This is a genomic window from Streptomyces sp. W1SF4 (genome assembly GCF_003950035.1).
Classification (GTDB): domain Bacteria; phylum Actinomycetota; class Actinomycetes; order Streptomycetales; family Streptomycetaceae; genus Streptomyces; species Streptomyces racemochromogenes.
The window spans coordinates 7,078,584-7,105,293 of record NZ_CP034350.1 but is presented as its reverse complement, the minus strand read 5'-3'; the positions used below and the strand labels follow the sequence as shown (position 1 = coordinate 7,105,293).

The following is a 26,710-nucleotide window of genomic DNA, read 5'->3' as shown; positions in this document are numbered from 1 at the left end:
GAATCAGGGGGGTCCGCCATGGCCGGAATCCAGAATTACATCAATCACGTCGCCCTCGTGCTGGACGCGAGTTCCTCGATGTCGCACCTGAGCCAGAAGGTCGTCGACGTGGCAGATCAGCAGATCGCCTATCTGGCCCGCCGTTCCAAGGAACTCGATCAGGAAACCCGGGTCACGGTCTACGTGTTCTCGAACAAGGTCGAGTGCGTCATCTACGACAAGGACGTGCTGCGGATGCCGTCCCTGAAGCAGCTGTACCGGGTCGGCGGGATGACGGCGCTGCTGGCGGCGACGCTGCAGTCGCAGCGGGAGCTGGCGCAGACCGCCCAGCTGTACGGCGACCACAGCTTCCTGACCTTCGTGCTGACCGACGGTCAGGAGAACGCCAGCCACCGGTGCCCCGGCGCCCCCGGCCGCACCCCCGGTGAACTGGTGAAGGCCGTGGGCACGATGATCGAGACGCAGGACGACAACTGGACGCTGGCCGTCCTGGTGCCGGACCAGATGGGCAAGCGCGAGGCCATGCAGTGCGGCTTCCCGAAGGACAACATCGCCATCTGGGACGCCACGAGCACCCGCGGGCTGGAGGACGCCGGACAGGTCATCCAGGAGGCCACCGAGAAATTCATGGTGGGCCGCACCAAGGGAATCCGCGGTTCGCGGGCGGTCTTCTCCACGGGCGGTGAAGCGGTCAACAAGAAGGCGATCGAGGCGGCCGGTCTCACTCCCGCGGATCCGTCGAAGTACCAGCTGATTCCGGTGGCCCGTGACGCGGCCATCCGGGAATGGGTCGTCGAGAGCGGGCACACCTACCGCACCGGTTGCGCTTTCTACCAGCTGAGCAAGTCGGAAAAGGTCCAGGCGCGAAAGCAGATAGCGGTACTGGAGAAGAAGACGGACCGCATCTACACGGGGCCGGAGGCCCGCGCCCTGCTCGGCCTGCCCGACGCGGAGGTCCGCGTCAAGCCCGACCACAACGACGACTTCACGATCTTCATCCAGAGCACCAGCGTCAACCGGAAGCTGGTACCGCAGACGCGGCTGCTGCTGATGGTCTGAGGCCCCGGCCGCCGGACCGGGCCCGGGGTCCGGGCTCGGGAACCGGGGACCCGCGGGCCGCCCGGGAAGGGGTCCTGGAGGTCTTCGGCGGGGGTCCGGGGGCCCGCCGGCCGGGGCCCCGGCCCGTTCCCCGTCCGGACCCGCGCGGGGCGCCCACCTGGCCGTACACCCCTTCGGAAAAACGGCCCTGACCTGGTGTTATGCGAGATCAGACCTAGGCTGTGGGGGTCTGCAGGACACCATCGAAGGGGGACTTCATGAGCAAGGACCACATCGAGTACGACGCCTCCCACATCCAGGTGCTGGAGGGTCTGGAGGCCATCCGGAAGCGACCCGGCATGTACGTCGGGTCGGACGGCGAGCGCGGGCTGCACCAGCTGGTCTTCGAGGTCGCCGACCGGGCGGTGAACGAGGTGCTGGCCGGCCGGGCCGGGGCCGTGGACGTCACCCTCACGGCCGACGGGTCGGTACGGGTCGCCGACGACGGCCCGGCGCTGCCCGCCGAGGAGGCGGACGCGCTGCTGTGCCGCCTGCCCGCCGGCCGCCGGCACGCCGGCCGGCACGTGGTCGCCCTGGGCCTGGGCGGTACCGGCCTGTGCGTCGCCAACGCCCTGTCGAGCCGCCTGACCACGGAGCTGCGACACGACGGCGTCCGCGTACTGCGGGAGTACGAGCGCGGCGAGGAGGTCACCCCTCCGGCTCCGGCGGGCCCCGCGTCCGGTACGGGCACCATGATCACCTTCCGGCCCGATCCGGAGATCTTCGGTACGGCCGCGTACGCGTTCGACGTACTGGCGGACCGCTTCCGGGAGCTGGCCTTCCTGAACCGTGCCCTGGACGTCACGCTGACCGACCGGCGCACCGCGGCCGAGCCGCGCTCCGAGCGGTTCCGGTTCCCGGACGGGGCCCGGGAGTTCGTCGCCTTCCTCGGGGCCGGGGCCGGCGCCCCCGTCCACCCGGAGGTCTTCGGGTTCGAGCGGGAGGTCCCCGCGATGGGCGGCACGGTGGAGGTGGCCCTGCGGTGGCACGACTCCCCCGGCGAGCGGGTCCTGAGCTTCGCCAACAGCTCGCCCACCCCGGACGGCGGTACCCACGCCGAAGGCCTGCGCCAGGGACTGGCCGCCGCCGTCGGCGCGTTCGCGGGCGCGCGGGTGCCGCCGCCGTCCGCGGAACCGGGATCGGCCGCCTTCGGGGTTGGCGAGGGGCTGGTCGCGGTCGTCTCGGTGAAGCTCGACCGGCCCGAGTTCCGGGGCGTGGCGCACGCAGTGCTCGGCGGCCCGGCTTCGGTGCGCGGCGGCGTCGCGGAGGCCGTGCGCGAGGAGCTGGGTGCCCGGTTCGCCCGGGACCGGGAGACGGCCGCGGCCGTCGTCGGCCGGCTGCTGCGGGGCTCCCGCCGCGCCTGACCCGCCGCCGGAGGCCGTCCCCGGCCCGCGCCGCGGGCCGGGGCGGGAACGGATGTCCGAGCCCTCCCGCCGTCACCTGGTCGGGGGAAGCGGCGGCGGTCCGCTACCGCGAATGGTCCAGGATCGGGACACCGGAGAGGCCGTTGTCCGGGTGGGGTGCCTAACGTCGCTGGGGAGGCACATCGCTCGCAGACCGTTCTCAGACCCGTTCTCAGACCTGTTCGCAGACCCCTGCGCAGACCTTGTGGAGACGCCATGTCCCGTAGAGGCCGCTGGATGGCCGGCGCCTGTGCCAGTACGGCCGCCGTCGTACTGCTCGCCACCGGGGGCGCCCCGGCCCCGGCACCGCACGGGGCGTTGGGGGGAGGCTCGGGGAAGGGGGTCGCCGTGGGCGCCTACCTGCACTACGGCTCGCCCGGCGTCGACCGGATGCAGGGGCTCTCGCACTGGCTCGGCGGCACCGACCTGCGCGCCGGGCACACCTACCTGCCCGGCGACACCTGGACGAACATCGAAGGGGCGCCCGATTCCCTGGACACCTGGGCGCACTGGCGCAAGGAGCGCGCGGACCGGCTGTTCGTCCTCAACGTGCCCATGCTCAACCAGAACGAGGCCGGTGTACCCGACGCCCGCGTCGCCGAGCTGCTGCGCGCGGGGGCGGAGGGCGCGAACGACCACCACTTCCGGCGCCTGGCCGGGCGGCTGGTCTCCCTCGGGCTGCAGGACACGGTCATCGTACTGGGCTGGGAGATGAACGGGTTCAACTACACCCACCGGTGCAAGCCCGATCCGGAGAGCTGGAAGCGGTACTGGCGCAACATCGTGTCCTCGATGCGTTCGGTGCGGGGCCAGCGGTTCCGTTTCGACTTCGCCCCCAACCGGGGCCCGGACGCCATCGGTTGGACGAAGTGCTACCCGGGGGACGACGTGGTCGACATCGTCGGCATGGACTCCTACGACCAGCCGCCCGGAGAGAGCTTCGAGGAGCAGGTGACCCAGCCGTACGGCCTCCAGCAGCACGTCGACTTCGCGAGGGCGCACGGCAAGCAGATCTCGTACCCGGAGTGGGGGCTGTTCCGCAACGGCGACAACGCCGAGTACATGCGGGACATGCTGGCGTGGATCGCCGACCACAAGCCGCTGTACCACAGCATCACCGACTACTGCCCGCACGGAGTGTGGCAGTGCGGGCAGAACCCGCGCTCCGCGCAGGTGTTCCGGGAGTTCCTGTCGGCCGGCCGGGGCGGGCGCCCGGCGGGCGGACCGCCGCGTCCGGACGGCCTCCCGGACAGCCTCCCGGACGGGCCGGACGGCCGAGCCGCCGACGGGGGTCCCGGCGGCGCCGGTGAGGCGACTGGGCCCGGCGCCCTCTGGGGCGGTGCCGCCCTCGGGGCCGCCACCGCTGCGCGCGCGGGGAAGTGACCCGTCCGGAGCAGGGCCCGTCCCCCGTCGCGCCGGCCGTCTGACCGAGGATGAGGGGATGACCTTCACGACACGGACCATCGACATCACCACCGGCTCCGCGGAGACCGTCCACGACCTGACCTCGGCCTGCGCCGGCTTCCTGCGCGAGGCGGCCCGGGGACGCGACGGGCTCCTCAACGTCTTCACCCCGCACGCGACGGCCGGGCTCGCGGTCATCGAAACGGGTGCGGGCAGCGACGACGACCTGCTCGACGCCCTGGCCGAGCTGCTGCCCGCCGACGACCGCTGGCGCCACCGCCACGGCTCCCCCGGCCACGGCCGGGACCACGTGCTGCCGGCGTTCGTCCCGCCGCACGCCACCCTGCCGGTCGTCGACGGTGAACTCGCCCTGGGGACCTGGCAGTCGGTGGTGCTGGTGGACACCAACAAGGACAACCCGCGGCGTACCGTACGGCTGTCCTTCCTGGGCTGACCGGACGTACCGGCTGCCCGTGCACGCCGCACCGGCCCGCGCCGTCGGCGCGGGCCGGTGTCCGGTCATCTGCGTTGCCCCGGGCGGGGGTTCAGAGCGGGCGGCCGCCGAAGGCCCCGCCGGAGCGGTAGTAGTCGGCCAGTTCGTCGTGGTAGCCGACGTCGCCGAGGTGCTTCTCCCGGTGGAACTCCGGGGCGTTCTTGATCTGTTCCTTGGTCCGGTCGACGTAGATCTTCTCCTCGTCGACGTCGATCCGCGAGACGGTGCCGGCGGGCAGGAGGACCTCCTTGCCGAAGATCCACGGGCCGGTGTCGACCACGAGGTAGGCGGAGCCGGCCTCGTCCGAGTGCTTGTCGACCTTGCCGATGCTGCCATCGACGGCCTCCACCTTGAACCCGCTCAGGTCGACGCCCTGCAGGCGGCCGGACGTCTCGCGGTAGCCCCACGCGTTCTCGGTCATCAGGTGTGTTCCTTTCCCATCGACGGAAGTCCTTCCTCGTACGGGCGCACCTGCCCCGCATGCGCCCCGGAAAACTCGCGCCGTGTCCGAGCGTGCAACTGCGGACACTTCGTGCAAAATGGGCGGTCGTCGGGAGCCATTACGCAGTCACCGAGAACACCCACCATCACGGTTTGTTCCTGTACATGAATGCGGAGGTATCACGATTGCCGAAATCAGAAAAACGATTCAAGAGACATCGCGGCCCCGCCCTGCTCCTCTCCCTCTCCGTTGCCGCCGCCCTGTTCGCCCCCGCCCGCCCGGCCCAGGCCGCCTCCCTGTACGGGATAAAGGCCGTGGCCATCGCCGCGTCCAAGAAGGGCGCACCCTACGTCTACGGGGCCACCGGGCCCGATGAGTTCGACTGCTCGGGCCTCACCCTCTACGCCTTCCGGAAGGCCGGCCGGGCCCTTCCCCGCACCGCGGACGCGCAGTACGAGAGCACCCTCCACATTCCGCACGCGCAGCGCGCACCCGGCGATCTGGTCTTCTTCCCCCAAGGGGGGACCATGGGCCACGTCGGCATCTACGCCGGCCACGACAAGATCTGGCACGCCCCCAAACCCGGTACCCGCGTACGGCTGGAACGCATCTGGACCGGCACCGCCCGCTACAGCCGGGCCAATTGAACGAGCAGCGGGGCGAAACGCACCAGCACCACGAGCGGCGGCCCGCCTACCGGTACGCGCGCGCTGCGCCTCGACGATCCCTCGCACCGAGCGGCGCCCGTACGACACCCTCGGCCACCTGCCCCGGCGTCACGCTCCTGATACCGCCCGGCGGGGTAACACCCGTCGCGCGAACACGCCCGCGTCGCGGACGAATCCCGGCTGCACGAGGGACACCCCCACACCCCTACCTCGGAGTTCCCGGCCCGGCGCCGGCCGAGGACCTCGTAGGGGGGCGCGAACCGGGGTCGCGGGAGCGGGGTGGGTGGTGGGAACACTCCAAGATCGACTGGGGATCGTTGTCCCCCGCCACGGCTCCGGTCGGCAGCGGTGCTGTCGCAGACTGGCGGGACGCGGTGGCCACTCGCCGGCCACCCCGTCCCCGTCCCGGCCGACCCAAGGATTAAGGACCACCGTGAACGAGCGCGTGCTGACCCCCCGCAACCGGGGTTTCCTCTTCCTCGACTCCCACCCGGCGGGCTGCCGGCGGCTGGTGGAGGACATGTGGCAGGCGTGCCCGGCTCCCGCCCTGGCCCCCGAGGGCGAGGGCCCGGTTGCACTGGTCATCGGCTCTTCCGCCGGTTACGGCCTCGCCGCCACCCTCGCCGGGCTCAAGCGGGCCGGGATCCGCGGGATCGCGGTCTCCTTCGAGAAGGCCCCCACGGAGCGGCGTACCGCCACCGCGGGCTGGTACCGCACCGCGGCCACCGCCGACATCGCCCGCGCGGCCGGGCGGGACCTGGTCTTCCTCAACGGCGACGCGTTCTCGGACGCGATGAAGGACCAGGTCGCCGAGCTCGTCGAGCAGCGCTTCGGCGGCCGGCTGGACCACCTCGTGTACTCGGTGGCCGCACCCCGCCGGACCGACCCCGACACCGGTGCCGCGTACGCCTCCGTCCTCAAGCCGATCGGCGCGGCGAACCGCACCAAGACCCTCGTCTTCGACGACCAGGGCGCCCCCGCGGTCCGCGAGGTCGAGACCGCACCGGCCGAGGGCGACGACGTCGGGCAGACCGTGGCCGTGATGGGCGGCGCGGACTGGGAACGCTGGATCGACCACCTCGCCGGACGGGGCCTGCTCGCCGAGGGCTTCACCACGGCCGCTCTGTCCTACATCGGTTCGCCGCTGACGGCGGCGATCTACCGGCAGGGCACGATCGGTGCGGCCAAGGCGCACCTGGAGGCCACCGCCCGCACCCTGGACGAGCGCCTCGCGAAGACGGTGGGAGGGCGGGCCGTGACCTCCGTGAACGGCGCGGCCGTCACCCAGTCCTCCACCGCCATCCCCGGCATCGCCCTCTACACCGGCCTGCTGCGCGGCGTGCTCGGAGAGGCGCTGGTCCCGCCGATCCGTCAGCTCGCCGGCCTGTGGGACCAGCTGACCGGCGCGGCCCCGCTCGCGCAGGACGACGAGGGCCGGGTCCGGCTGGACACCTGGGAGCTCACCGACGAGGTGCAGGCGGCCGTCGCCGAGCGCTGGGCGGCCGCCACGACCGCCACCATCGCGGGCCTCGCCGACCTCGACTGGTTCCGTGACGAGGTCCGGCGCCTGTACGGGTTCTCGGTGCCGGGCGTCGACTACGCCGCGCCCGTCGCCACCCAGGTCCCCTGGCCCGTCCCCGCTCCCTGATCCGCGGGACACGGCCGGAAGCGGTCCGGCGCTCCCGCCGGGCGGGGCGGTAGGGTGCGGCGCGTGTCGGAGCATCAGCGCGATCTCGTCGGCTACGGTGCCGAGCCGCCGCACGCCGCCTGGCCCGGCGGGGCACGCGTCGCCGTCAGCCTCGTGCTCAACTACGAGGAGGGCGGCGAGCGGAGCGTCCTGGAGGGCGACCCGGCGTCGGAGGGGTACCTCCACGAGATCGTCGGCGCGCCGCCGGTGGTCGGCGGGCGGGACCTGAACGTCGAGTCGATGTTCGCCTACGGCGCGCGGGCCGGTTTCTGGCGCGTCCACCGCACGCTCGCCGAGCACGGCGCGCCGCTCACCGTCCACGCCGTGGGGCGGGCGCTGGAGCGCAACCCGGACGCGGCCCGCGCGATGGGCGCGGCCGGATGGGAGGTGGCGGGCCACGGCTGGCGCTGGACCGACTACCGCCAGGTGCCGCAGGACACCGAGCGAGCCGAGATCGCGCGCTGCGCGGAGACGATCGAACGGCTCTGCGGCCGCCGTCCGGTCGGCTGGTACACCGGCCGGACGAGCCCCGCCACGCGGCGCCTCGTCGCCGAGGAGGGCGGCTTCCTCTACGACTCCGACGACTACTCGGACGACCTGCCCTTCTACGTCGAGGCGGCCGGGCGGCCGCACCTGGTGGTGCCGTACAGCCTGGACGCGAACGACTTCAAGTTCCTGATCGTCCACGGCTTCACGACCGCCGACGACATGCTCGGCTATCTGGTCGACACGTTCGACTCCCTCCACGCGGAGGGCGCGGACCGGCCGCGCATGATGAGCGTGGGCCTGCACTGCCGGATCATCGGCCGGCCCGGGCGCATCCGCGCGCTCGACGGCTTCCTGCGGCACGTGGCGCGGCGCGGCGGTGCGTGGATCACCACCCGCGAACGCATCGCCCGCCACTGGCTGGCCACGCACCCGCCGGCCGGCTGACCACGGCCGGGCTCTTCGTCCGGCCGCCGTGAACGCCGGCGGTCAGCCGCCCGCGTGCGGGCGGCGCAGGCGGGCCTCGACGTGCCCGTCGACCGTGCGGCATTCGAAGGCCGGCTGCGGCGCGGTCGCGGGGCCGCGTACGTTCCAGCCGTCCGTCAGGCGGAAGACGCTGCCGTGCCAGGGACAGCGGACGCAGCCGTCGGCGACCTCGCCGTCGAACAGGGGGCCGGCCATGTGGGAGCACCGGCCGGCGAGGGCGTGGATCCCGCCCCCGGATTCCCGCACCACCACGAGGTCCACGCCGGCCAGCTCGGCCCGTACGGGCCGCCCCACCGGGAAGTCCGCGACGGCGCCGATCCGGGTCCAGTCCTGCGGCACGATGTTCGGGACGGCCTCCGCGTGGTTGACCCCGGCCGCCTGACGGTACGAGAGGTGCCCGCCCAGGGCTCCCCCGACGCCGACCGCGGCGAGGCCGGCCGCGGCGAGCAGCCTGCCGGAGGCGTTCCGGCCGCGCAGCCGCGCGGTGAGGGAGGCGGCGTACAGGGACACGGCGGTCAGGTTCGCCGCGGCGTGGACGAGTCCGACCCGGGCCTGTCCGGGCGGCAGCTCCGCCCAGTCGGCCCACCCGGCCAGCGCCGCCGGCGCGGCCGAGACGAGGCCGACTCCGATCAGCACCTGCTGCTGGCGCCCCCGTCCGGGGAGGCAGTCCAGCACGGCCGCCGAGAGCCAGGCACCCACGGGTACCTGGACCAGCAGGGGATGCAGCGGGTGCCCGAGCGGCAGGCCGTGCAGGACGTCACGGGCCGGCCCCAGCGGAACCGCGCGCACGGCCCCGCGCACCGCGGAGGCGAGGCGGTCGGGCCCCGGCCAGTGCTCCAGGCGGTCCAGGGCCGTGAGCAGCGGCCGCGACCAGGCGCGGGTGGCACTTGTCGTCAGGCGTTCTCCGGTCATGGGCCGCGTCTACCCCGCCCGGCCCCGGTTCAGCACCCGCCGCACGCGGGGGCTCCGCGGGGTGCGCACACCCCCGCGCGCCACGCGCGACCGCGTGCGCGCCGTTGTGACGGGGGTGGCGGTTCCCTACGGTGCTCGACGTGGGACCGGCGTACGCACGGGAACCAGGGGGGGAACATGACCGCACCGGAAGAAGGCCCGCCGGGCGCGCCCCGGCCGAGGGGGAGGATCTTCCAGACCTCGACCATGACGGCCATGCTCGAGGGCGTGTACGAGGGCACGACCACGATCGCCGAACTTCGCCGGCACGGGGACTTCGGCATCGGCACCTTCGACCGGCTCGACGGCGAGATGATCGTCCTCGACGGCCGCTGCTACCGGTTGCGCGCCGACGGGTCGGCCGGTGAGGCCGACCTCTCGACGCGTACGCCCCTCGCGGCGGTGACCTACTTCCACGGGGAGCACGACTGGCGGATCCGGGAGCCGCTCGACGCCGCCGGGCTGCGCGCCCGGATCGACGGGTGGCTGCCGAGCCCCAACCACTTCTACGCGGTCCGGGTCGACGGGCACTTCGACCACGTGGTCACCCGGATGCTCCCCGAGCAGCACCGGCCGTATCCCCGGCTGATCGACGCGGTGGCGGGGCAGGTGATCGCCACCCACACGGGCCTGCGGGGCACCGTCGTCGGCTTCCGCAGCCCCGCCCACATGCTGGGGGTGGCCGCAGCCGGGTACCACCTGCACTTCCTGTCCGGCTGCCGCACCCGCGGCGGGCACGCGTACGACTTCGCGCTGCGGTCCGGGCGTGTGCGGGTCGACGTGGGGTACGAGCTGGTCCTGCACCTGCCGCGCACGGCCGACTTCGGCCGTGCGCGGCTCGGCCGCGGCGACGTCGCGGGCGAGATCGAGGCGGTGCTCCAGGGAGGCCCGGTGCCGTGACGGGCGGGCCGGTCCGGGTGCCGGCGGCGGAGCGGGCGTCAGAACGCGAAGACGGCGTTGCCGTTGAGGGTCGCGTTCATGGAGCAGGTGTTGGAGAACGTGTGCTTCCACGTGACGCGGCTGCCCTGCCAGACGCCCTCCGCCGTGACGGTCACGGGGGCGTAGTGCATCGGGCAGGCGCGGTTGGTGTCGGGGGCGGCGAGCAGCCGGTCGAAGGTGCCGCCGGTGGAGTTCAGGGCCGTACAGGCGGCCTTGGGGTCCGGGTGCGTGCCCTGGGCGGTCGGCATACAGCTGAGGGTCGCGGCCCGCAGGACCGGGGCGGAGGCGTCGTCGCCCTGGGCGACGGAGAAGACCATCGCGGACGGGGCGTACAGGCTGGTGGGCTTGGCCTCCGCCATGCCGGTGGCGCCTGCCAGGCACAGGAGGGCGGCGGCGGAGACGGCAGCGAAGCGGTAGCGCACGACAAGACTCACTTTCGATGTGAAGGTTGAGCGCGACAATTACTTGCGTTGTCGGGCTTGGATGTGGCCGAGTCTGTCGGATGTGAAGGTGGAGCGCATGTCGACGGCCGATTTACGGACACGGCGTTCGACTATCGGATAACGAATGGTCGTTCGGGCAGCTCAGGCGGTGTGCGGCGCTCCGTGTCCGCACGGAAACGGGGGGTGAGGAGAGGGGTCGGCGGTGGAACGCGCGCCGCTGACCTGGTGTCGAGCGGCGGGCGTTCACCTGGCGGCCACTCAGCTTGTCCGGATCGCTGCGGTTTCCACGCCTTCGAACTGGTCGTCGTCCCTGACCTGGACCTGGACCGTCGGGGAAGCGCCCGCGACGAGGATCCCGAGGACGAGGAACAGCACGACCAGCGCCTTCGCCGGCGCGGCGAGGAGCAGCGGGCGGGTGCCGGAAACCCGGCCGGGCCCGGCCATCGGGGCGTCGGCGGCCCACGCGTCGCCGAACAGGCGCTTGGGGTACGCGGAGGTCAGCATCATCGCGTACGCCTGATAGCGCATCCGGAAGCGGGCGACCGCCGCGACGGCGCCGAAGACGGGGGCGGGCATGCGCCCGAGCACGAGGGTGATCAGCCAGAACACCCAGCAGACGGCGCCCCAGCCGTACTGCAGCAGGCCGGTGACGATCAGCGCCGGCAGCATCAGGACGAGGCGGAACAGGACGGCCGCCCGGTTCAGCGGGCCGGGGCGCAGTTCGATCCGGACCGGATGGCCGGGTGCCTCGAACGAGAACGGCGGGTACCGGTCCACCAGCAGCATCGCGCTGGCCGCGACCCGGGTCTCGTACGCCAGGAACCCGCCGAGGAAGCGGGCGAGGCCGTCGGGCAGGCGGCCCAGCACCAGTGCGGCGAACCAGCCGGCGACGGTCACGAAGAAGGCGGCGATGCCGAGGAGGGCCGTGACGATCAGCTGCGGCAGCAGCAGGAGCAGCCGCAGCAGGACCGTCCAGCGCCGCTGCCGGCCGGGCGGCGGGACGTCGAGCTCCGGCAGGTGTTCGCCCTGCGGGTGGCCGGCGTCCGGCGGGCGGGGGGTCCAGCCTGTGGTCATGGGGCGCTCCTGCCGTCGGTCGGGGCGCACGGGCCGGGCCCGCCAAGCGGTCCGGCCCGCCCGGCCGGGCGGGCGGATGCGGAAAGGCGGGTTCCGCGCGTACGCCCTGTCAGGGGTACCGCGCGGAACCCGCCTTTCCAAGGATCCCGGCTGCGGCCGGCCGCCCGTTGCCCTGAAGGGCCCCCTCGGCGGCCGGCCGGCCGGCTCAGGCCGTGGCGGACGCCGGAGTCTCGGCGGCCGCGGGCGGCTCCGGGTTCTCGTCGGCGGTGGGCCGCGGGATGCGGTGCAGGCCCCGGCGGTCGTAGAGGCGGGTGACGGCGAAGCCGAAGAGCAGGGCGGCGACGAGGGCGATCCCCATCGCGGTCCACGCCCGGGTCAGGCCGGCGTCGGCCTGGGCGCCGTAGAAGAGGATGGAGCGCAGGCCCTCGGTGATCTGACGCAGCGGCTCGAACTCGGCGAGACCGCGGAAGAAGCCCGGCAGTGCCTGGAGGGGCACGGTGGCGCCGGAGGAGGGGACGGCCATGGCGATGAAGACGATGGTGGCCAGCAGCATGCCGGGGGTGCCGAAGGCGGCGAACAGGGCGAGACCGCCGATGCCGACGACCGCGATGGTGGCGACCGAGTACAGCCACAGCAGGCCCAGGTGGGAGGCGTCCATGTCGAGGACGCCGACGGTGGCGACCTCGACCAGGGTGCCCATGATCACCGATATGCCGAGCATGAGCGCGATGCCGACGGCGAGCGTCCGGACGCGGCTGGTGTGCTGGACGGGTTCGCGCTTGCGGACCGGGCCGTAGTCGGTGTGGAGGTAGCCGAGCGCGGTGTCGACCTGGGAGTTGACCAGGTTGGCGCCGAGCATGCCGCAGACGACCAGGACCAGGGCGTAGTAGAAGGCGCTCAGCCCCATGGCGCTTCGGGAGCCGACGGGGTGGCCGTCGGCGACGGTGACGGTGACCGGGTCGGCCAGCTTGAGCTGGGCGGCCGTCGGCAGCGGCGTCTTCTGGGCCGCGGCCTGCTTGAGGAGCTCCTGGCCGATCTGGGCGGAGGCCGCGTGGGCCGCCTTCTGCGCGGCCTGGGAGGACATGGACGAGCCTATGCTGCCGGCGGACTGGTTGGTCAGCACCGTGATCACCGGCGGGGCGGGCTTGCCCTGGGCCGGCGGCTGCGGGGCGGCGAGCGCGGTCACCGTGGCGGAGAACTCGCGCGGGATGACGAGGGCGCCGAAGACCTTGCCGCTGCCCAGCCGCTTGTCGGCCTCCTCGCGGCTGACGAGCTGCCAGTCGATGCTCTTGTCGCCCTCGGCGGCCTTCTGGACGCCCGAGACGACCTGCTCGCCGAGGTTGACGCGACGGCCGCCCGCGTCGGCACCGGCGTCCGCGTTGACCAGGGCCACCGGCAGGTCGCGCAGGTTCCCTCTGGGGTTGACGTTGCCGCCCACGTAGAGCAGGGCGAACAACATCGAGACCACTGCGGCGATGAGTCCCGTACCGATCCACAACTGGGGTCGGCGGAGCACGGAGGGTGGCGTGGGGTGAGGCATCGATTCTCCGGTGCGGCTGCGATTCCTGGGTTGGATACTTCTGGTATCCAGTCACTGGATACTGGCAGTATCTTGTTGTGGTGTCCAATCGCCGGCGGCGGACGGCCGAGGGCGGACAGACCGGACCGGACCGCATGACCAGCAGGGAAGCCTCATGAAGATCTCGGAGCTCAGCCGGCTCACCGGCGTGCCGGTCGCCAGCATCAAGTACTTCCGGCGGCAGGGTCTGCTGCCGGCCGGCCGGGCGACGGCCGCGACCCTGGCGGAGTACGGGGAGGAGCACGCGGAGCGGCTGCGGCTGATCAAGGCCCTGACCACGCTGGGCGGGCTGTCCATCGCCGCCACCCGCGAGGTGCTCGGCGCGGTCGACCAGGCCCACAGCACCGAGGGCGCCCTCGGCGCGATCAGCTACGCGCTCCCCGTGCCGGTGGCCTCCCAGGGCCCCGCGGACGACGAGGAGGAGGCCGGAGCCGACGAGGCAGCGGCGGCGGAGGTCGCGGAGCTGCTCGCCGCCCTGGAATGGCGGGCGCCCGGCACCTCACCCCATGTGAAGGGGCTGACGGCGGCGCTCAAGGAGCTGCGCCGGCTGGACGCCCAGTACGCCCCGGGCGAGCTGGCCGCCTACGCGCGGCTGGCCGAGTCGGTCGCCCGGCTGGACCTGGAACGGGCGTCCTGCCTCGACGAGCCGGTGGCCCTCGCGGAGCGGGCCGTCATCGTCTTCGCGATCTGCGCCCCGGTCTTCGAACTGCTCCGCCGCCTGGCCCAGGAGGACCAGGTCCGCCGCCGCATCACGCACGACGACACCGGCTCCGCCTGTTAGCGGCGGCCGCGTCGCCCCGCGGGGCGGGGCGCGGAGGTGCCGCCGGGGGGCCCGCCGCCGGCGGCTTCGGGGGTGGCTGCGCCGGGGTCAGATGGTGACGCAGATGCCGTCCTCGATGGTGCGGCCGTCGCGCTCCAGGCCGCCGCACACCAGCTTCGCGTTCGCCTGCTCGTAGTTCACCGGCCACCGGTGGGAGGCGGCGACCACCCTCGGGCCGTGGAAACCGCCCCAGTAGGAGCGCAGGGTGCCCGGCAGGCCGTCCTTGGTCTGGACGGTGATGTCCTGGACGAAGCGGTTGTGGTGGGCGGTCATCACGCAGATGTACTTGCCGCATTGGCTGTCGACCCCGCCCGGACGGGCGTCGGCGGGAGTACCGGCGGTGAGCGCCAGGGTGACACCGGTTGCCAAGGTCGCGGCGAGGTACCGCAGGCGGTTGTTCATGGAAAAGCCGTCTTTCTTTCTGTCGCTCTGTCGCTGCTCGGAGAACGCCGGCGGGCGGCGGTGACCGTGGCGCCCCCCGGGGGGCGGCCCTTGATCACGATCCGGTTGTAACGACCCGCAGCGGTGCGGGGACAGGGCCCACTGGGGGAACTCACCCGTGTGGGCTAATGCGTTCACCTGGCGAAACGCCACTGCGGCGACGGGGCCCCGACAAAAGGACCCGACAAAAAAGAAGGGCAAGGAGTCACACCCGCTCCTCGCCACTCTCAACGTATAGCGCACCGGGGGGCTTGCGGCAAGACCCCGGGCCCGTCGCAGAATGGGCGGCCGAAATCCAGTACCTGCGGAAATAACCCATGGAACGGGTGTTTTTCATGATCGACGTGATCATTGCCGGCTGCGGACCCACCGGCCTGATGCTCGCCCGCGAACTGCGGCTGCACGGGGTGCGCGTGCTCGTGCTGGAGAAGGAGACGGAGACCGAGCGGCCGCGCCCGTCCCGTGCGCGCGGCCTGCACGCGCGCAGCATCGAGCTGATGGACCAGCGCGGCCTGGTGGAACCGTTCCTGGCGCACGGCGAGACGTTCACGATGGGCGGCTTCTTCGCCGGAATCGGCACCTCCTGGCCGGACGGACTCGACACCACGCACTCCTACGTGCTCGCCATCCCCCAGGCGGTCACCGAGCGCCTGCTCACCGGGTACGCCACCGAGCTCGGCGTCGAGATCGGACGCGGCCGCGAGCTGGTCGGGCTGGACCAGGACGAGGAGGGGGTGACCGTCGGACTCGCGGACGGGACGCGGCTGCGCTCGCGCTACCTCGTCGGCTGCGACGGCGGACGCAGCACCGTACGCGGGCTGCTGGGCGTCGGCTTCCCCGGTGAGCCCGGCAGGACCGAGACGCTGCTCGCCGACGTGGAGCTGACCGCGTCGCCGCAGACGCTGGCGGCCGTCGTCGCCGAAGTCCGCGAGACCCAGAAGCGGTTCGGCGTCATCCCCGAGGGGGACGGGGTGTACCGGATCGTCGTGCCCGCCGAGGGGGTGGCCGAGGACCGTACGGTGCCGCCGGGCCTCGACGAACTCAGGCGGCAGCTGATCGCGTACGCCGGCACCGACTTCGGCGTGCACTCGCCCCGCTGGATCTCCCGCTTCGGCGACGCGACGCGGCTGGCCGAGCGGTACCGGACCGGCCGGGTGCTGCTGGCCGGCGACGCCGCGCACGTCCATCCGCCGACCGGCGGGCAGGGGCTCAACCTGGGCCTGCAGGACGCGTTCAACCTCGGCTGGAAGCTCGCGGCCGAGGTGGCCGGCTGGGCACCGGACGGGCTGCTGGACACCTATCACGCCGAGCGGCACCCGGTGGCGGCCGACGTGCTGGACAACACCCGCGCGCAGATGGAGCTGATGTCCACCGGGCCGGGCCCCCGCGCGGTGCGCCGGCTGCTGGCGGAGCTGGTGCAGTTCGAGGAGGTGAACCGCCTGCTGATCGAGAAGATCACCGCGATCGGGGTCCGCTACGACCTCGGCACGGGCCACGAACTGCTCGGCAGGCGGCTGCGGGACGTGCGGCTGGAGCGGGGCCGACGCCTCTACGAGCTGACGCACGGGGGCCGCGGGCTGCTGCTGGACCAGACCGGCCGGCTCTCGGCCGCGGGCTGGGCGGACCGGGTGGACCACGTCGTGGACGTCAGCGGTGAACTGGACGTGCCCGCGGTCCTGTTGCGTCCCGACGGCCATGTCGCGTGGGCCGGGGAGGACCCGCGGGTGCTGCCCGGCGCGCTCACGAGGTGGTTCGGGGCCGCCGCGGCCGGCTGAGCCCGTCCGCGGGCGGGGGGGGCGGCCCCCGCCCGCGGGGTGGCGGGTGAGGAGGCTCAGTCCACCAGCGCGGGGGCGAAGTAGTCGCGCAGGCGGGCGATCTTCCCGTCCCGGACACGGAAGATCTGCACCAGCGAGACGGCCCGGTCGGCCGTGCCCTCGCCGTCAGCGCCCTCGCCGTCGCCGTCGAAGACGGTGTCGATCTCGGCGATGAAGACGTCGGGGTCGGAGGTGGTGTGGAGCACGTAGCCGGACTTCTCGAAGTTCGGCGCGCGGCCGCCCTCGACGGGGCGGGCGTAGTACGCCGCCATCGCGGCGCGGATCTCCTCGCGGCCCGCCAGCCTGCGCGGGAAGGCGGCGCCGTCCGGCATGAGCGGCGCCTCGAAGACCCCGTCCTCGGTGAAGGTCTCGGCGAGGGCGTCGGCGTCGCGGTTCACGGTTCCTGCGTGGAGGTAGCCCTCGAAGATCTGCTGCGGTGTCGGTGGCACGGCGGCCTCCCCTGTGAGTGCGGTGGGCATCGGAAGGCCACACCATCACGGAGCGGCCTTCCCCGGCGGGGGTTTCGGGCGGCGCTCACCCTCTCCGCCGGCTCAGGGCCGCTCCAGCATCCGGCGCCGCAGGCGGTCGTAGACGGGCTCGCTCTCCACCGCGTCCGCGGCCAGTACCGCGGCGAAGGAGGCGACCAGCAGCGGCAGCACGAGCGCGGTGGCACCGGTCATCTCCAGCACCAGGACGACGCCCGTGAACGGCGCGCGTACGACGCCGGCGAACAGGGCGGCCATCCCGACCGCCGCGAACGCCCCCGGCCCGGCCGCCCCCGGCGGCAGCAGCGGCGCGGTGACGGCGTGCGCGAAGCTCCCCCACAGGGCACCCAGGGCCAGCAGCGGGGCGAACAGCCCGCCCGGGGTCGCGGCCGCGTAGCTGAGCGGACCCGCCACGAACCGGACGGCGAAGCAGCCCGCCAGCACCGCGACGGCGGGCACCGCGCCCGCCAGCAGGGCTTCGCTGAGCGGGTCGCCGCCCCCGGCCAGGAGCGGGTCGTACGCCATGAGCAGGCCGACGACGGCCCCGATGGCGGCGGCCCGGGCCACGGGCGGCACCCGGGTGAGCCGGTCGCACACGGAGAGGGTCCCCACGACGAGGCCGGCGTAGGCGGCGCCCAGCAGTCCGGCCACCGCACCGAACAGCAGGAACAGGGGCAGCGTCCACACCGGCGGGACCGGCGTCGGCGCGACCGGGAAGACGGGCGCGTCGCCGACCAGGAACCGGGAGCAGGCGAGGGCCGAGGCCGTGCCGACGAGGGTGAGCAGCACCAGGCGGGGCCGGACCGTGCGGGTCACCTCCTCGCAGACGAACAGCAGCCCGCCGAGGGGTGCGGTGAAGGCGGTGGCCAGGCCGGCGCCGCTGAGGGCGGTGTGCAGCTGGCGGACGTCGTCGCGGTCCAGGCGGGTGAGGCGGCCGGCACCGGACCCGATCGAGGCCCCCATGTGCACGATCGGGCCCTCCCGCCCGAGGACCAGGCCGGAGCCGATGGCGATGAGGCCGCCGAGGAACTTCGCGGGCACCAGCCACGGCGAGTGGGGTCCGGGCCCGGCCTCCTGCCGCCAGACGGCCTCCACGTGCTGGATGCCGCTGCCCGCGGCGTGCGGGACCCGCCGGGCGATCGCGCAGGCCACGGCCGCGCCGGCCGCCGCGAGCGCCACCGGGATCAGCAGCCGGCCCGGGCCGCCCATCCCGTCGGCCGCCTCCAGCAGCCTGCCGCGCAGTTCGGCGGCGCCTTCCAGGCACCGGCGGAACGCGCCGCCGACCAGCCCCACCAGGGCGCCGGCCGGCACCGCGACCAGGTAGGCCCGGTACCCCTCCGGGGCGCGTCCGGGTGGGCCGGACCGAGGACCGGGCATGCGCTTGCCTCCCCACCGAGCCGGACGGACGTCGTCCGAGCCTGGACCCGCCGGGCGTCCGGTCCGGCGCAGCTCGCCGGTCGGGCGCTCCGGAGGCGCCCGACCGGACGCAGCGGCGCCCGGCCCGTCAGGGGCGCTCCGGTACGCCGACCAGCGCGCGCAGCAGACCGGGGAAGGCCTCGTCCACCTCTTCGCGGCGCAGGGCGTTCATCCGGGAGGTGCCCACGTAGTACTGGCGGATCAGGCCCGCGTCGCGGAGCACGTGGAAGTGGTGGGTGGCGGTGGATTTGCCGACCGGCAGGTCGATGGTGCCGCAGGCCAGGTCCTGCCGGGCGTGGTAGAGCTCGCCGACGATCTTCCGACGGACCGGGTCGACCAGGGCTTCGAGCACCTGCTGGAGGCCGATGGTGTGGATGTCGGGGTGCTCCGGGACGCGGTCCGTCCGGGTGCCGCTCCGCCGCGCCGCCGCTGCCGTCATCGGTCCGCCCGCCTCCGTGTTCCGTGTCCCGTACTGGTTCCGCCCTGGACCGCGTTGGCCGCGCTGGCCGCCTTGGCCGCCTTGGGCCACCGCCAAAGTACCACCGCCATCGAACTTTGACAGCTGTCGAACTTTCAGGTTGGCTGGGGGCACGGCGGTGCGGCACCCGTACCGGCGTCGAGTGGAGGGGGATGCGTCATGACGGCGACGGTGCGGTTCCACGAGTACGGCGGACCGGAGGTACTGCGGATCGAGGAGGTTCCGGCCGGCGAGCCGGGCCCCGGCGAACTGCTGGTCCGGGTCGACGCGATCGGCATCAACCGGGCGGAGGTGCTGTTCCGGGCCGGCCGGTACATCGAGCCGGCCAAGGAGTTCCCCGCCCGGCTCGGCGCCGAGGCGGCGGGCGTGGTCGAGGCGGCCGGTCCGGGGGTCACCGGGTTCGGGATCGGCCGGCCGGTCAGCGTGGTGCCGGCGTTCTCGATGAACGACTACGCCGTCTACGCGGAGCGGGCCGTCGTCCCGGCGGCCGCGGTCGTGCACCGCCCGGCCGGGCTCGGCGCGGTCGAGGGGGCGGCGGTGTGGATGCCCTACGTGACGGCGTACGGGGCGCTGGTCGAGGTCGGCGGGATGCGGGCCGGTGACACGGTGGTGCTGACGGCCGCCTCCAGCAGCGTGGGCCTGGCCGCGATCCAGGTCGCCCGGCGGGTCGGGGCGGTGCCGGTCGCCACGACGCGCAGCCGCGCCAAGCGGGAGGCACTGCTGGCGGCGGGGGCGGCGCAGGTGATCGTCACGGACGAGGAGCCGGTCGCCGACCGGGTGCTGGCCCTGACGGGGGGCCGGGGCGCGGAGTTCGTCTTCGACGCCGTGGCGGGGCCGGGCGTGGTGGACCTGGCCAGGGCGGTCGCCCCCGGGGGCACGCTCTTCCTGTACGGGGCGGTGAGCGGCCTGCCGACGCCGTATCCCGGTTTCGAACTCGGCATGCCCGCGCTGAACATGCGCACGTACACGATGCACGAGACGACCAGGGACCCCGGGCGACTGCGGCGGGCGGAGGCGTTCGTCACCTCCGGCCTGGAGGCGGGGGCCTTCCGTCCGGTGGTGGACCGCGTCTTCGGACTGGACGAGATCGCCGAGGCGCACCGCCACATGGAGTCGGGCACGCAGATCGGGAAGATCGTCGTCGAGGTCGCCCACTGAGTCCGGACGCGGCGCCCCTGTGGCAGCCGTGGCCCGGCGGTCGCGGGGCCGGGGGTCACGCGGTCTGCTTGTCGAGGAACTCCAGGTAGAAGCGGCTGCGGTCGGGCACGTCCACGCGTGCGACCGGCACGCCGAAGAGCGCGTTGACCCCGGCGGGCCGGGTGGTGACGGCCGACTGCTCGTCGAAGGTCAGGCCCGGGTTGGTGACGTGCCGGCACCCGGCGGCGTCGAGGGCGGCGGTGAAGTCCTCGCGCAGGAACGTCGCGGCGTACGCGCCGGCGTCCGGCAGCACCTCGGGCGGCAGCCGGGCCGTCGAACCGGGGTCGAGCCGTATCGAGATGCCGCTGACCCGGCGCCGGGTGACGACGAGTTCCAGCCCGCCCCAGGCGTACGGGTACCCGTCGAAGTCCGGGCCCTTCATCACGATCTGCGGGTGTGGCCGGCCCGGGCCGAGCACCTCCTCGGCTCCGGCGAGGGGCATACCGCAGTGGAGCGGGCCGATCCGGCCGGTCGCGGCGAAGTCGAGGAGCACGTTCATCAGGGTCACGACGGTGACTGTCGCAGCTCCCAGGAGACTGCGCACGTCAATACGGCCGGTGCGCGAGCAGGTTGAAGGACGCCGGGGGCAAGGCGCCGGCCCCCGGCGGGCGTTGCGGGCGTTCTCGATCTTGTGTTACGTTTTTTCTGTATCGACCACTACAGAAATACGGGGAGTCCTCATGGGCAAGAACGCGCTCGTCACCGGCGGCAGCCGGGGCATCGGCCGGGCCATAGCCGAACGGCTCGCGGCGGACGGGGTCACCGTCGCGCTGACCTACGCCGGCGACGAGGCGGCCGCGCGCGACACCGTCGAGCGGATCACCGCCGGCGGCGGCCGGGCCTTCGCCCTGCGGGCCGAGTTCGGCCGGCACGGGGACGCGGCCGCGCTCTGGGCCGCGTACGACGGACTCGGCCTGGACGGCGTCGACATCATCGTGAACAACGCGGGCATCGGGCTGCCCTCCCCGCTCGGCGAGGTCACCGAGGAGGGCTTCGACCAGGTCTACGCGGTCAACGTGCGGGCCCCGTTCTTCGTCGTGCAGGAGGCCCTGGGCCGGCTGCGCGACGGCGGCCGGGTCATCAACATCTCCAGCGGCGCCGCCCGCCTCGCGATGCCGGAGATCCTGGCGTACGGGGCGACGAAGGGAGCTCTCGACACCCTGACGCTGAACCTCGCCAAGGCCCTCGGCCCGCGGGGCGTCACGGTGAACTCCGTCGCCCCCGGCATCGTCGACACCGACGTCAACGCCGGCTGGCTGCGCGGCAACCCGGAGGCCGAGGCGCACGCGGCCTCGCTGGCCGCGCTCGGCCGGGTCGGACAGCCGCAGGACATCGCGGACGTCGTCGCCTTCCTCGCCTCGGACGCCGGACGCTGGGTCACCGGCCGCGTCGTCGACGCGACCGGTGGAGCGGGACTGTAGGCCCGGCCCGCCTCAGCCGCGGCGGGCGCGCAGCACCCGGAACGCCGCGTACAGGGCCGCGGCCGCCAGGGCGAGGACCAGGGCGGTCTCGATCAGCTGCGTCGGCCAGTAGTGCGAGGCCGGGTGGAAGTCCGCGTACCGGCCGGTGACGTTCAGGTCGGCGGGGCAGACGCCCATGGTCCGGGTGCGCTCGAAACACGCCTGGTTGGGCAGCCGCGAACCGGTGGCGGTGAGCAGCCCCGTGTCCACCAGCAGGGAGTCGGGCGGGAGCAGCTTCGCCGGGTTCCCGCCGAAGGGGATGGTGTTGGTCTGCACGGGCAGGAACGACCACCGCAGGGCGCCGATGCCCAGCAGGACCAGCCCGGTCAGGAGGCCGGTGGCGGCCATGGCCACGACGGTGCGCCGCAGGAGCTGGCCGACGAGGACGCCGAGGGCCACGCCGAGCAGGCAGTAGGCGGCCAGCACCGGGCCGGTGGCCTCGTACGGGCCCCGGTCGAACCGGGTGAGCTGCCAGGTGGCGGACACCCGCGTCCAGCCGAGGCGGTAGACCAGTACCAGCGCTGACGCCCCGAGGGCGGACACCAGCCCGGCGACGAGGACCTTCGCGCCGAGCCAGGCCCGGGGCGTGGTCGACTGGGTGAGGGCGAGCCGCCAGGTCCCGCTCTCCAGTTCGCGCGCGGTCATCGGGCCGGCCACGAAGGCTCCGACCAGCAGCGGCAGCAGGAGCAGGCCGGTGCCGCCGTACTCCATGCAGAGCCGCATCACGCGGTGGGCCCGGGCAGGGAACGCGAACGGCCCCTCAGGGCCCGGGTCGCCGACCCACACGCGCAGGGCGGCCACCGCGGCGAGGCCGGCCGCCGTGAGCGCCGTCAGCGCCCAGGCGGCGTGGCGGTGCTGGCGGACCGTGGCCCAGTACGGGCCCCTCAGTGCCGGCGCGCTCATGCCCGCACCTCCGCGGCTTCGAACGTCGGGGCATCGGGGCATCGCAGGTGGGCGAGCAAGAGCTCCTCCAGGGAGGGGGTGGACGTCTGCCAGGTCCGGCTGTCGACGGGCCCGGCCGGCCGCACGAGCGCGGTGAGCGTGCGGCCCGTCGTACGGCTTTCGACGACGGTGTGGCGGGCGAGTTCGGCCGAGGCGGCGGCCGGGCCGGTGAGCAGCCGGTGGGCGGCGTTGACCTCGTCGATGGGGCCGGAGAGGCGGATGCGGCCGCCGTCGGCGAGGAGGAGGTGGTCGCAGGCGCCCTCCAGCTCGGTGAGGATGTGGGAGGACATCACCACGGAGGTGCCGCGCTCGGCGGCGTCGGCCATCAGGGTGCCCATGAGCTGGTGGCGGGCGAGCGGGTCGAGGTCGGCCATGGGCTCGTCCAGGAGCAGCAGCGCCGGCCGCTTGCCGAGGGCGAGGGCCAGGGCGACGCGGGTGCGCTGGCCGCCGGAGAGGGTGCGGATCCGGGCCTCGCGGGACAGTCCGCCGGCGTCCACGACGCGCTCGGCCGTCGCCGCGTCCCAGCGGCCGGGGTTGAGTTCCCGGCCGAGGCGCAGGGTCTCGTCCACGGTGAGCTGCGGGTAGAGGGGCTTGTCCTGGCCGACGTAGGCGAGTTCCTCGCGCGGCGCCGTGCGCAGGGTGCCCTCGGTGGGCGGTACGAGCCCGGCGGCGAGGGCCAGCAGGCTGGACTTGCCGGCGCCGTTGGGGCCGACGAGCGCGCATATCCGGCCTTCGGGCAGCCGGAAGGCGCAGTCGCGCAGTGCCCATGCCCCCTTGCGTCCGTAGCGCAGTCCGAGGCCTTCCGCCTCGATCACGGTGTCCGTCATGCGGCGCCGTCCCCCTTGAAGTGTTGGTCCAGTACGGATGCGAAGAGCGCGGCCACGTCGTCCCGTTCCATCCCGGCGTCCCGTGCCCGCCGCGCCCAGCCTTCGAGTTCGTCGTGGAGCGGGGAGTCGGCCGGGGCGCCGCCCAGGGACTTCCGGATGAAGGTGCCCATCCCCCGCTTCGCCTCGACGAGGCCTTCGCGTTCCAGCTCGCGGTAGGCCTTCAGGACGGTGTTCGGGTTGATGGCGGTGGCCTCCACGACCTCGCGCGCGGCCGGCAGTTTGTCGCCGGGTACCAGCAGGCCCAGGCGCAGGGCCTGTTTGGTCTGCTGGACGATCTGCAGGTACGTGGCGATGCCGCTGCGCCGGTCGATGCGGTACTCCAGCACGACAGCACCACCCTTTCACTAGTTGACTAGTGAAAGGGTGGTCCAAGGCCGCGCCGCTGTCAACCTCCGGCGGTGGCGCAAAAGGGATCGTCGCGCGCCTGGGCCGGGCGGCCGGTCCCTATGCTGGCGGCATGATCGACATACCCCTCTCCGCGCTCGAAGTCGCGATGGTCCAGACCGGCACCCGGGCCGTGGACACCCTGCGGGACACCGCGGCCTTCGCGCGGGAGCTGGAACGGCTGGACTACCACCGGGTCTGGTACGCCGAGCACCACCACTCCCCCGCGATCGGCGCGTTCCCGCCGGTCGTGCTCACCGCGCACGCCGCGGCGTCCACCTCGGTGATCCGGCTGGGCTCGGGCGGCGTGCTGGCCCCCAACCACGCGCCCCTCACCCTGGCCGAGCAGTTCGGCACCCTGGCCGCCCTGCACGAGGACCGCATCGACCTGGGGATCGGACGGGGCCCCGGCACCTTCGACGAGGGCATCGCGCGCGCCCTGCGCCGCGGGGCGGGGCCCACGACGGACGCCGAGTACCGGGAGGACGTGGCCGCCGTCCTGTCCTTCCTCGTGGAGGAGGTCGCGCTCGGCCCCCTGCCGGAGCCGTGGCTGCTCGCCTCCAGCTCCGCCGGGGCCGCGCTCGCCGCGGAGCTCGGCCTGCCGGTCGCCGTGGCCCACCACATCCGGCCGGAGAACACCCGCGCGGTCCTGGAGCGGTACCGGGCCGCGTTCACCCCGTCACGCTGGTGCGGGCGGCCCAGGGTACTGCTGTGCGTGGAGACGGTCTGCGCGGAGACGGAGGAGGAGGCCCAGCGGCTCGGCGGGCCGATGAACGTGGTCAAGGCGAAGCTGCTCCAGGGGATCAGCGACATGCCCTTCCCCACGCCCGAGGAGGCCGCCGCCCACCCGTTCACGGACCCGGAGCGGCAGGCTCTGGCCGGCTTCCGCGCCCAGCAGGCCGTCGGCGACCCCGAGACCGTCGTGCGCCGGCTCGCGGAGCTGGCCGCCGGGACCGGCGCGGACGAGCTGATGCTGACCACGCCCGTCTACGGCTTCCGCGACCGGGTCCGCTCGTACGAGCTGATCCGCAAGCAGCTGGGGGGCTGAGGGGGCCCGGGGCGGCGGCGTCAGCGGCCCTGGAGGGACCTGACGTTGTCGCCGAAGGTCCAGTTCCGGGAGCCGTCCCAGTTGAGGGACCAGGTCATGAGCCCCTTGAGCCGGCCGGCGTAGGGGTTCCAGGCCTGGGCGACGAGACCCGGTGCCATGTAGCCGCCGCCGGCGCCCGGCTGGGCAGGGAGCCCGGGGACCTGCTTGTCGTAGGGCACCTTGATCGTGGTGCCCTGGACGACCAGGCCCCGGTCGAGGCAGTCGGTCTGCGCCTTGAAGCCGGCGACGGTCCCGGCGGAGTAGGAATCGCCGGAGCAGCCGTACATGCTGCCGTTGTAGTACTGCATGTTCAGCCACCACAGCCGGCCGTTGTCGGCGTACTTCTTGATGACGGGCAGGTACGCGCCCCAGATCGAGCCGTACGCCACGCTGCCGCCGGTGACGTAGGCGGTCTCGGGGGCCATCGTCAGGCCGAATCCGGCCGGCATCTGCGCGAGCACGCCGTCGATGACGCGGATCAGGTTGGCCTGGGACGGGGAGAGGCGGGTGATGCTGCCGGAGCCGACGAGGCCGGTCTCGATGTCGATGTCGATCCCGTCGAAGTTGTACTTCTTCAGGAGGGGGACGACCGTCGCGACGAAGCGGTCCGCGACGGCGGTGGAGTTCAGGTCGATGCCCGCGGCCGCGCCGCCGATGGACATCAGGATGGTGAGGCCGTCCTGTTTGGCCTGGCACATCTCGGCGGGGGTGGGCACCTACACGGTGCTGTCCATGCCGTCCTCCCACAGCACGGTGCCGTCGGAGCGGATGACGGGGAAGGCCGCGTTGACCACGTTGTAGCCGTGCGCGCGGATGCGGCCGTCGGTGAGGGGGATCCAGCCGAGCGGAGGGTGGACGCCGTTCGCGGCGCCGTCCCAGTTCTCCCAGTACCCCTGGAGGACCTTGCCGGCCGGCTTCGGCTTCACCGCGCAGGTGTCGGGCGCGCGCGGCCCCGGGGGCTCGGCCGCGGCGGCCGCGGGCAGCTGGACGCATAACGCGGCGATGCCGAGGCCGAGGCCGAGCAGGCGGATGGTGCGACGGATCATGGGGGTGCTCCCTTCGTCCGTTCGCGCCGAAGTGGCGCGCCACCACGTAGGGTTGGTCCAGACCATCCATCCGTCAAGGGTGTGCGGACCCCTACTTCTCCAGGGCGCGGACCGCCTCGCGCTCCAGCTCCAGGCACCGGTCCACCCGTTCCGCGCACGCGTCGAACAGCGCCCGCCGCTCCTGCGCACCCGCCCGCGGGTCGGCGTCCCGGCCCAGCATGGCCAGCTCCGCCCAGTGCCCGGCGGACTCCCGGAAGAGCCCGGCCGCCTCCGGACGCCCGACGCGGTCCAGGAAGTCGGCGTACAGCGGGCGGGTCGCGCCCGGGGCCGTCCACTCCTCCTCCAGGCAGGCGTACAGCCGCCCCGTACCGGCCCGCAGGGCCTCGGGCGAGCCGCCGAACCGCCGCTCCCAGCCCGTCCCGGTGGTGCCGTCGCGCAGCTGGGCGGCGAGCTTCTCCATGCCGGTGAAGCCGAAGTTGACGTCGAAGGCGTTGCCGAGGACCGGCCCGGTGAGGTGCCTGACGGTGGAGGCGACGGCCCCGTCCACGTCCGGCTCTCCCTCCGCCGGCCCGGTGGGGACGATCAGCTGGTGGCGGCCCTTGCGGTGGGCGGTCCAGGCGGCGCCGAACTCCTCGCGTCCGATCCGGTACGGGGTCTGCGCGCCGTCCTCGACCAGCAGGTCGTCGCCGTCGTACCCGGCGATGACGACGGTGTACGGGTCGGTGCCGGTCATCTCGGCGTCCGGGTCGGCCGCGTGCCAGGGCAGGGAGGAACGGTCGACCACGCAGAACGCGGGCTGCCCGCCGTCCAGCGCCGCGCGGACCCGGCCCCAGCGGGGGTTCATCGCGCGGGTGGCCTCGTACGGGACACCGAGGCGGCCGAGCGCGACCTGCACCCAGGGCTCGGGGTGGGCCTGGGCCACGATCGTGAGGATGGGCAGGCGTCCCTCGTACTCGAAGACGAAGTACATGAAGCCGACGCCCCCGGCGAGGCCGGCCACGAGCTCCTCGTCGTGGACGCTGCCCAGGGCGTGCCTGATCAGCGAGGCCTCGCGGTGGCGGCCGGTGCCGAAGTCTTCGTATACGAGCACAGTCATGGGG

27 protein-coding genes and 2 pseudogenes are annotated in these 26,710 nt (G+C 73.6%); 13 read left to right on the top strand and 16 right to left on the bottom strand.

Going from position 1 to position 26,710, the window contains the following annotated elements:
- Positions 1–18: 18 nt before the first annotated feature.
- From D1J60_RS32900 to D1J60_RS32885, 4 genes are all read left to right on the top strand, one after another.
- Entirely contained in the window at positions 19–1,059 is a 1,041-nt protein-coding gene (locus tag D1J60_RS32900; RefSeq protein WP_125823633.1) for a vWA domain-containing protein, read from the top strand.
- Between the two features lie 257 nt (positions 1,060–1,316).
- Positions 1,317–2,462, top strand: coding sequence for an ATP-binding protein (locus D1J60_RS32895; RefSeq protein WP_125823632.1), 1,146 nt, complete (start codon positions 1,317–1,319; stop codon positions 2,460–2,462).
- A 255-nt stretch (positions 2,463–2,717) separates the two neighbouring features.
- Complete coding sequence (locus tag D1J60_RS32890; RefSeq protein ID WP_241253495.1) at positions 2,718–3,884, top strand: glycosyl hydrolase; 1,167 nt, start codon at positions 2,718–2,720, stop codon at positions 3,882–3,884.
- 58 nt (positions 3,885–3,942) lie between these two features.
- Positions 3,943–4,359, top strand: coding sequence for a secondary thiamine-phosphate synthase enzyme YjbQ (locus tag D1J60_RS32885; protein WP_007268172.1), 417 nt, complete (start codon positions 3,943–3,945; stop codon positions 4,357–4,359).
- Between the two features lie 91 nt (positions 4,360–4,450).
- Here D1J60_RS32885 and D1J60_RS32880 read toward each other — a convergent pair whose 3' ends face one another.
- The gene (locus tag D1J60_RS32880) at positions 4,451–4,819 is read right to left on the bottom strand and encodes a PRC-barrel domain-containing protein (RefSeq protein ID WP_125605558.1); all 369 of its coding nucleotides are present in this window, start codon (positions 4,817–4,819) and stop codon (positions 4,451–4,453) included.
- A gap of 185 nt (positions 4,820–5,004) precedes the next feature.
- Between D1J60_RS32880 and D1J60_RS32875 the strand changes: the two genes are divergently transcribed.
- Positions 5,005–5,487, top strand: a complete 483-nt coding sequence (locus D1J60_RS32875; RefSeq protein WP_125823630.1) for a C40 family peptidase — start codon at positions 5,005–5,007, stop codon at positions 5,485–5,487.
- Between the two features lie 94 nt (positions 5,488–5,581).
- Here the strand turns inward: D1J60_RS32875 and D1J60_RS38350 are convergent.
- Positions 5,582–5,730 (bottom strand): annotated as a pseudogene (locus D1J60_RS38350) (oxidoreductase); the annotation flags it as partial.
- 211 nt (positions 5,731–5,941) lie between these two features.
- On the opposite strand from D1J60_RS38350, the gene fabV reads away from it, so the two are divergent.
- Together fabV and puuE are read left to right on the top strand one after the other, a co-directional pair.
- Positions 5,942–7,156: an enoyl-[acyl-carrier-protein] reductase FabV gene (gene fabV, locus D1J60_RS32865; protein ID WP_125823629.1), complete on the top strand. Its 1,215-nt coding sequence runs from the start codon at positions 5,942–5,944 to the stop codon at positions 7,154–7,156.
- A gap of 63 nt (positions 7,157–7,219) precedes the next feature.
- Positions 7,220–8,128 carry an allantoinase PuuE gene (gene puuE, locus D1J60_RS32860; RefSeq protein WP_125823628.1) on the top strand — a complete coding sequence of 303 codons (909 nt, stop codon included), beginning with the start codon at positions 7,220–7,222 and terminating at the stop codon, positions 8,126–8,128.
- Between the two features lie 42 nt (positions 8,129–8,170).
- Here puuE and D1J60_RS32855 read toward each other — a convergent pair whose 3' ends face one another.
- Entirely contained in the window at positions 8,171–9,079 is a 909-nt protein-coding gene (locus D1J60_RS32855; RefSeq protein ID WP_125823627.1) for a Rieske (2Fe-2S) protein, read from the bottom strand.
- Positions 9,080–9,256: 177 nt separating this feature from the next.
- Between D1J60_RS32855 and budA the strand changes: the two genes are divergently transcribed.
- A complete protein-coding gene (gene budA / locus D1J60_RS32850) occupies positions 9,257–10,018 on the top strand; it encodes an acetolactate decarboxylase (RefSeq protein ID WP_125823626.1) in 762 nt (253 codons plus the stop codon).
- 38 nt (positions 10,019–10,056) lie between these two features.
- Here the strand turns inward: budA and D1J60_RS32845 are convergent, their stop codons facing one another.
- The 3 genes from D1J60_RS32845 to D1J60_RS32835 form a co-directional block, all read right to left on the bottom strand.
- Positions 10,057–10,416 (bottom strand): subtilase-type protease inhibitor, encoded by a 360-nt coding sequence (locus D1J60_RS32845; RefSeq protein WP_125595003.1) that lies wholly within the window; start codon positions 10,414–10,416, stop codon positions 10,057–10,059.
- 342 nt (positions 10,417–10,758) lie between these two features.
- Complete coding sequence (locus tag D1J60_RS32840) at positions 10,759–11,574, bottom strand: DUF4389 domain-containing protein (RefSeq protein WP_125823625.1); 816 nt, start codon at positions 11,572–11,574, stop codon at positions 10,759–10,761.
- Positions 11,575–11,779: 205 nt separating this feature from the next.
- Positions 11,780–13,090: a YhgE/Pip family protein gene (locus D1J60_RS32835; RefSeq protein ID WP_241253494.1), complete on the bottom strand. Its 1,311-nt coding sequence runs from the start codon at positions 13,088–13,090 to the stop codon at positions 11,780–11,782.
- Positions 13,091–13,268: 178 nt separating this feature from the next.
- Between D1J60_RS32835 and D1J60_RS32830 the strand changes: the two genes are divergently transcribed.
- A complete protein-coding gene (locus D1J60_RS32830; RefSeq protein WP_125594986.1) occupies positions 13,269–13,934 on the top strand; it encodes a MerR family transcriptional regulator in 666 nt (221 codons plus the stop codon).
- An 87-nt stretch (positions 13,935–14,021) separates the two neighbouring features.
- On the opposite strand, the gene D1J60_RS32825 is transcribed toward D1J60_RS32830, so the two are convergent.
- Positions 14,022–14,375: a hypothetical protein gene (locus D1J60_RS32825; protein WP_125823623.1), complete on the bottom strand. Its 354-nt coding sequence runs from the start codon at positions 14,373–14,375 to the stop codon at positions 14,022–14,024.
- A 374-nt stretch (positions 14,376–14,749) separates the two neighbouring features.
- Here D1J60_RS32825 and rox point away from each other — a divergent pair, with 374 nt between their 5' ends.
- The gene (gene rox, locus D1J60_RS32820; RefSeq protein ID WP_125824335.1) at positions 14,750–16,189 is read left to right on the top strand and encodes a rifampin monooxygenase; all 1,440 of its coding nucleotides are present in this window, start codon (positions 14,750–14,752) and stop codon (positions 16,187–16,189) included.
- Positions 16,190–16,245: 56 nt separating this feature from the next.
- On the opposite strand, the gene D1J60_RS32815 is transcribed toward rox, so the two are convergent.
- From D1J60_RS32815 to D1J60_RS32805, 3 genes are all read right to left on the bottom strand, one after another.
- A complete protein-coding gene (locus tag D1J60_RS32815; RefSeq protein ID WP_125823622.1) occupies positions 16,246–16,677 on the bottom strand; it encodes a nuclear transport factor 2 family protein in 432 nt (143 codons plus the stop codon).
- A 102-nt stretch (positions 16,678–16,779) separates the two neighbouring features.
- Positions 16,780–18,090: a ClC family H(+)/Cl(-) exchange transporter gene (locus D1J60_RS32810; RefSeq protein WP_125823621.1), complete on the bottom strand. Its 1,311-nt coding sequence runs from the start codon at positions 18,088–18,090 to the stop codon at positions 16,780–16,782.
- Positions 18,091–18,217: 127 nt separating this feature from the next.
- Positions 18,218–18,568 (bottom strand): helix-turn-helix transcriptional regulator, encoded by a 351-nt coding sequence (locus D1J60_RS32805; RefSeq protein ID WP_125823620.1) that lies wholly within the window; start codon positions 18,566–18,568, stop codon positions 18,218–18,220.
- Positions 18,569–18,766: 198 nt separating this feature from the next.
- Between D1J60_RS32805 and D1J60_RS32800 the strand changes: the two genes are divergently transcribed.
- The gene (locus D1J60_RS32800) at positions 18,767–19,765 is read left to right on the top strand and encodes a zinc-dependent alcohol dehydrogenase family protein (protein ID WP_125823619.1); all 999 of its coding nucleotides are present in this window, start codon (positions 18,767–18,769) and stop codon (positions 19,763–19,765) included.
- A gap of 55 nt (positions 19,766–19,820) precedes the next feature.
- Here D1J60_RS32800 and D1J60_RS32795 read toward each other — a convergent pair whose 3' ends face one another.
- A complete protein-coding gene (locus D1J60_RS32795; RefSeq protein ID WP_206436687.1) occupies positions 19,821–20,303 on the bottom strand; it encodes a hypothetical protein in 483 nt (160 codons plus the stop codon).
- Between the two features lie 181 nt (positions 20,304–20,484).
- Here D1J60_RS32795 and D1J60_RS32790 point away from each other — a divergent pair, with 181 nt between their 5' ends.
- Entirely contained in the window at positions 20,485–21,225 is a 741-nt protein-coding gene (locus D1J60_RS32790; protein WP_125594993.1) for an SDR family oxidoreductase, read from the top strand.
- A gap of 12 nt (positions 21,226–21,237) precedes the next feature.
- Here D1J60_RS32790 and D1J60_RS32785 read toward each other — a convergent pair whose 3' ends face one another.
- From D1J60_RS32785 to D1J60_RS32775, 3 genes are read right to left on the bottom strand one after another with little or no spacing between them, the layout of a single operon-like run.
- Positions 21,238–22,167, bottom strand: a complete 930-nt coding sequence (locus D1J60_RS32785) for an ABC transporter permease (RefSeq protein WP_125823617.1) — start codon at positions 22,165–22,167, stop codon at positions 21,238–21,240.
- Positions 22,164–23,033 (bottom strand): ABC transporter ATP-binding protein, encoded by an 870-nt coding sequence (locus D1J60_RS32780; protein ID WP_125594995.1) that lies wholly within the window; start codon positions 23,031–23,033, stop codon positions 22,164–22,166. The genes D1J60_RS32785 and D1J60_RS32780 overlap by 4 nt, the downstream gene beginning before the upstream one ends.
- Positions 23,030–23,419, bottom strand: a complete 390-nt coding sequence (locus D1J60_RS32775) for a GntR family transcriptional regulator (protein WP_125594996.1) — start codon at positions 23,417–23,419, stop codon at positions 23,030–23,032. Before D1J60_RS32775 ends, D1J60_RS32780 begins: the two co-directional genes overlap by 4 nt.
- A gap of 131 nt (positions 23,420–23,550) precedes the next feature.
- Between D1J60_RS32775 and D1J60_RS32770 the strand changes: the two genes are divergently transcribed.
- Complete coding sequence (locus tag D1J60_RS32770; RefSeq protein WP_125823616.1) at positions 23,551–24,525, top strand: MsnO8 family LLM class oxidoreductase; 975 nt, start codon at positions 23,551–23,553, stop codon at positions 24,523–24,525.
- Between the two features lie 20 nt (positions 24,526–24,545).
- Here D1J60_RS32770 and D1J60_RS32765 read toward each other — a convergent pair.
- A pseudogene (locus D1J60_RS32765) lies at positions 24,546–25,610 on the bottom strand (chitinase).
- 91 nt (positions 25,611–25,701) lie between these two features.
- Positions 25,702–26,706 carry a BtrH N-terminal domain-containing protein gene (locus tag D1J60_RS32760; RefSeq protein WP_125823615.1) on the bottom strand — a complete coding sequence of 335 codons (1,005 nt, stop codon included), beginning with the start codon at positions 26,704–26,706 and terminating at the stop codon, positions 25,702–25,704.
- Positions 26,707–26,710 lie beyond the last annotated feature (4 nt).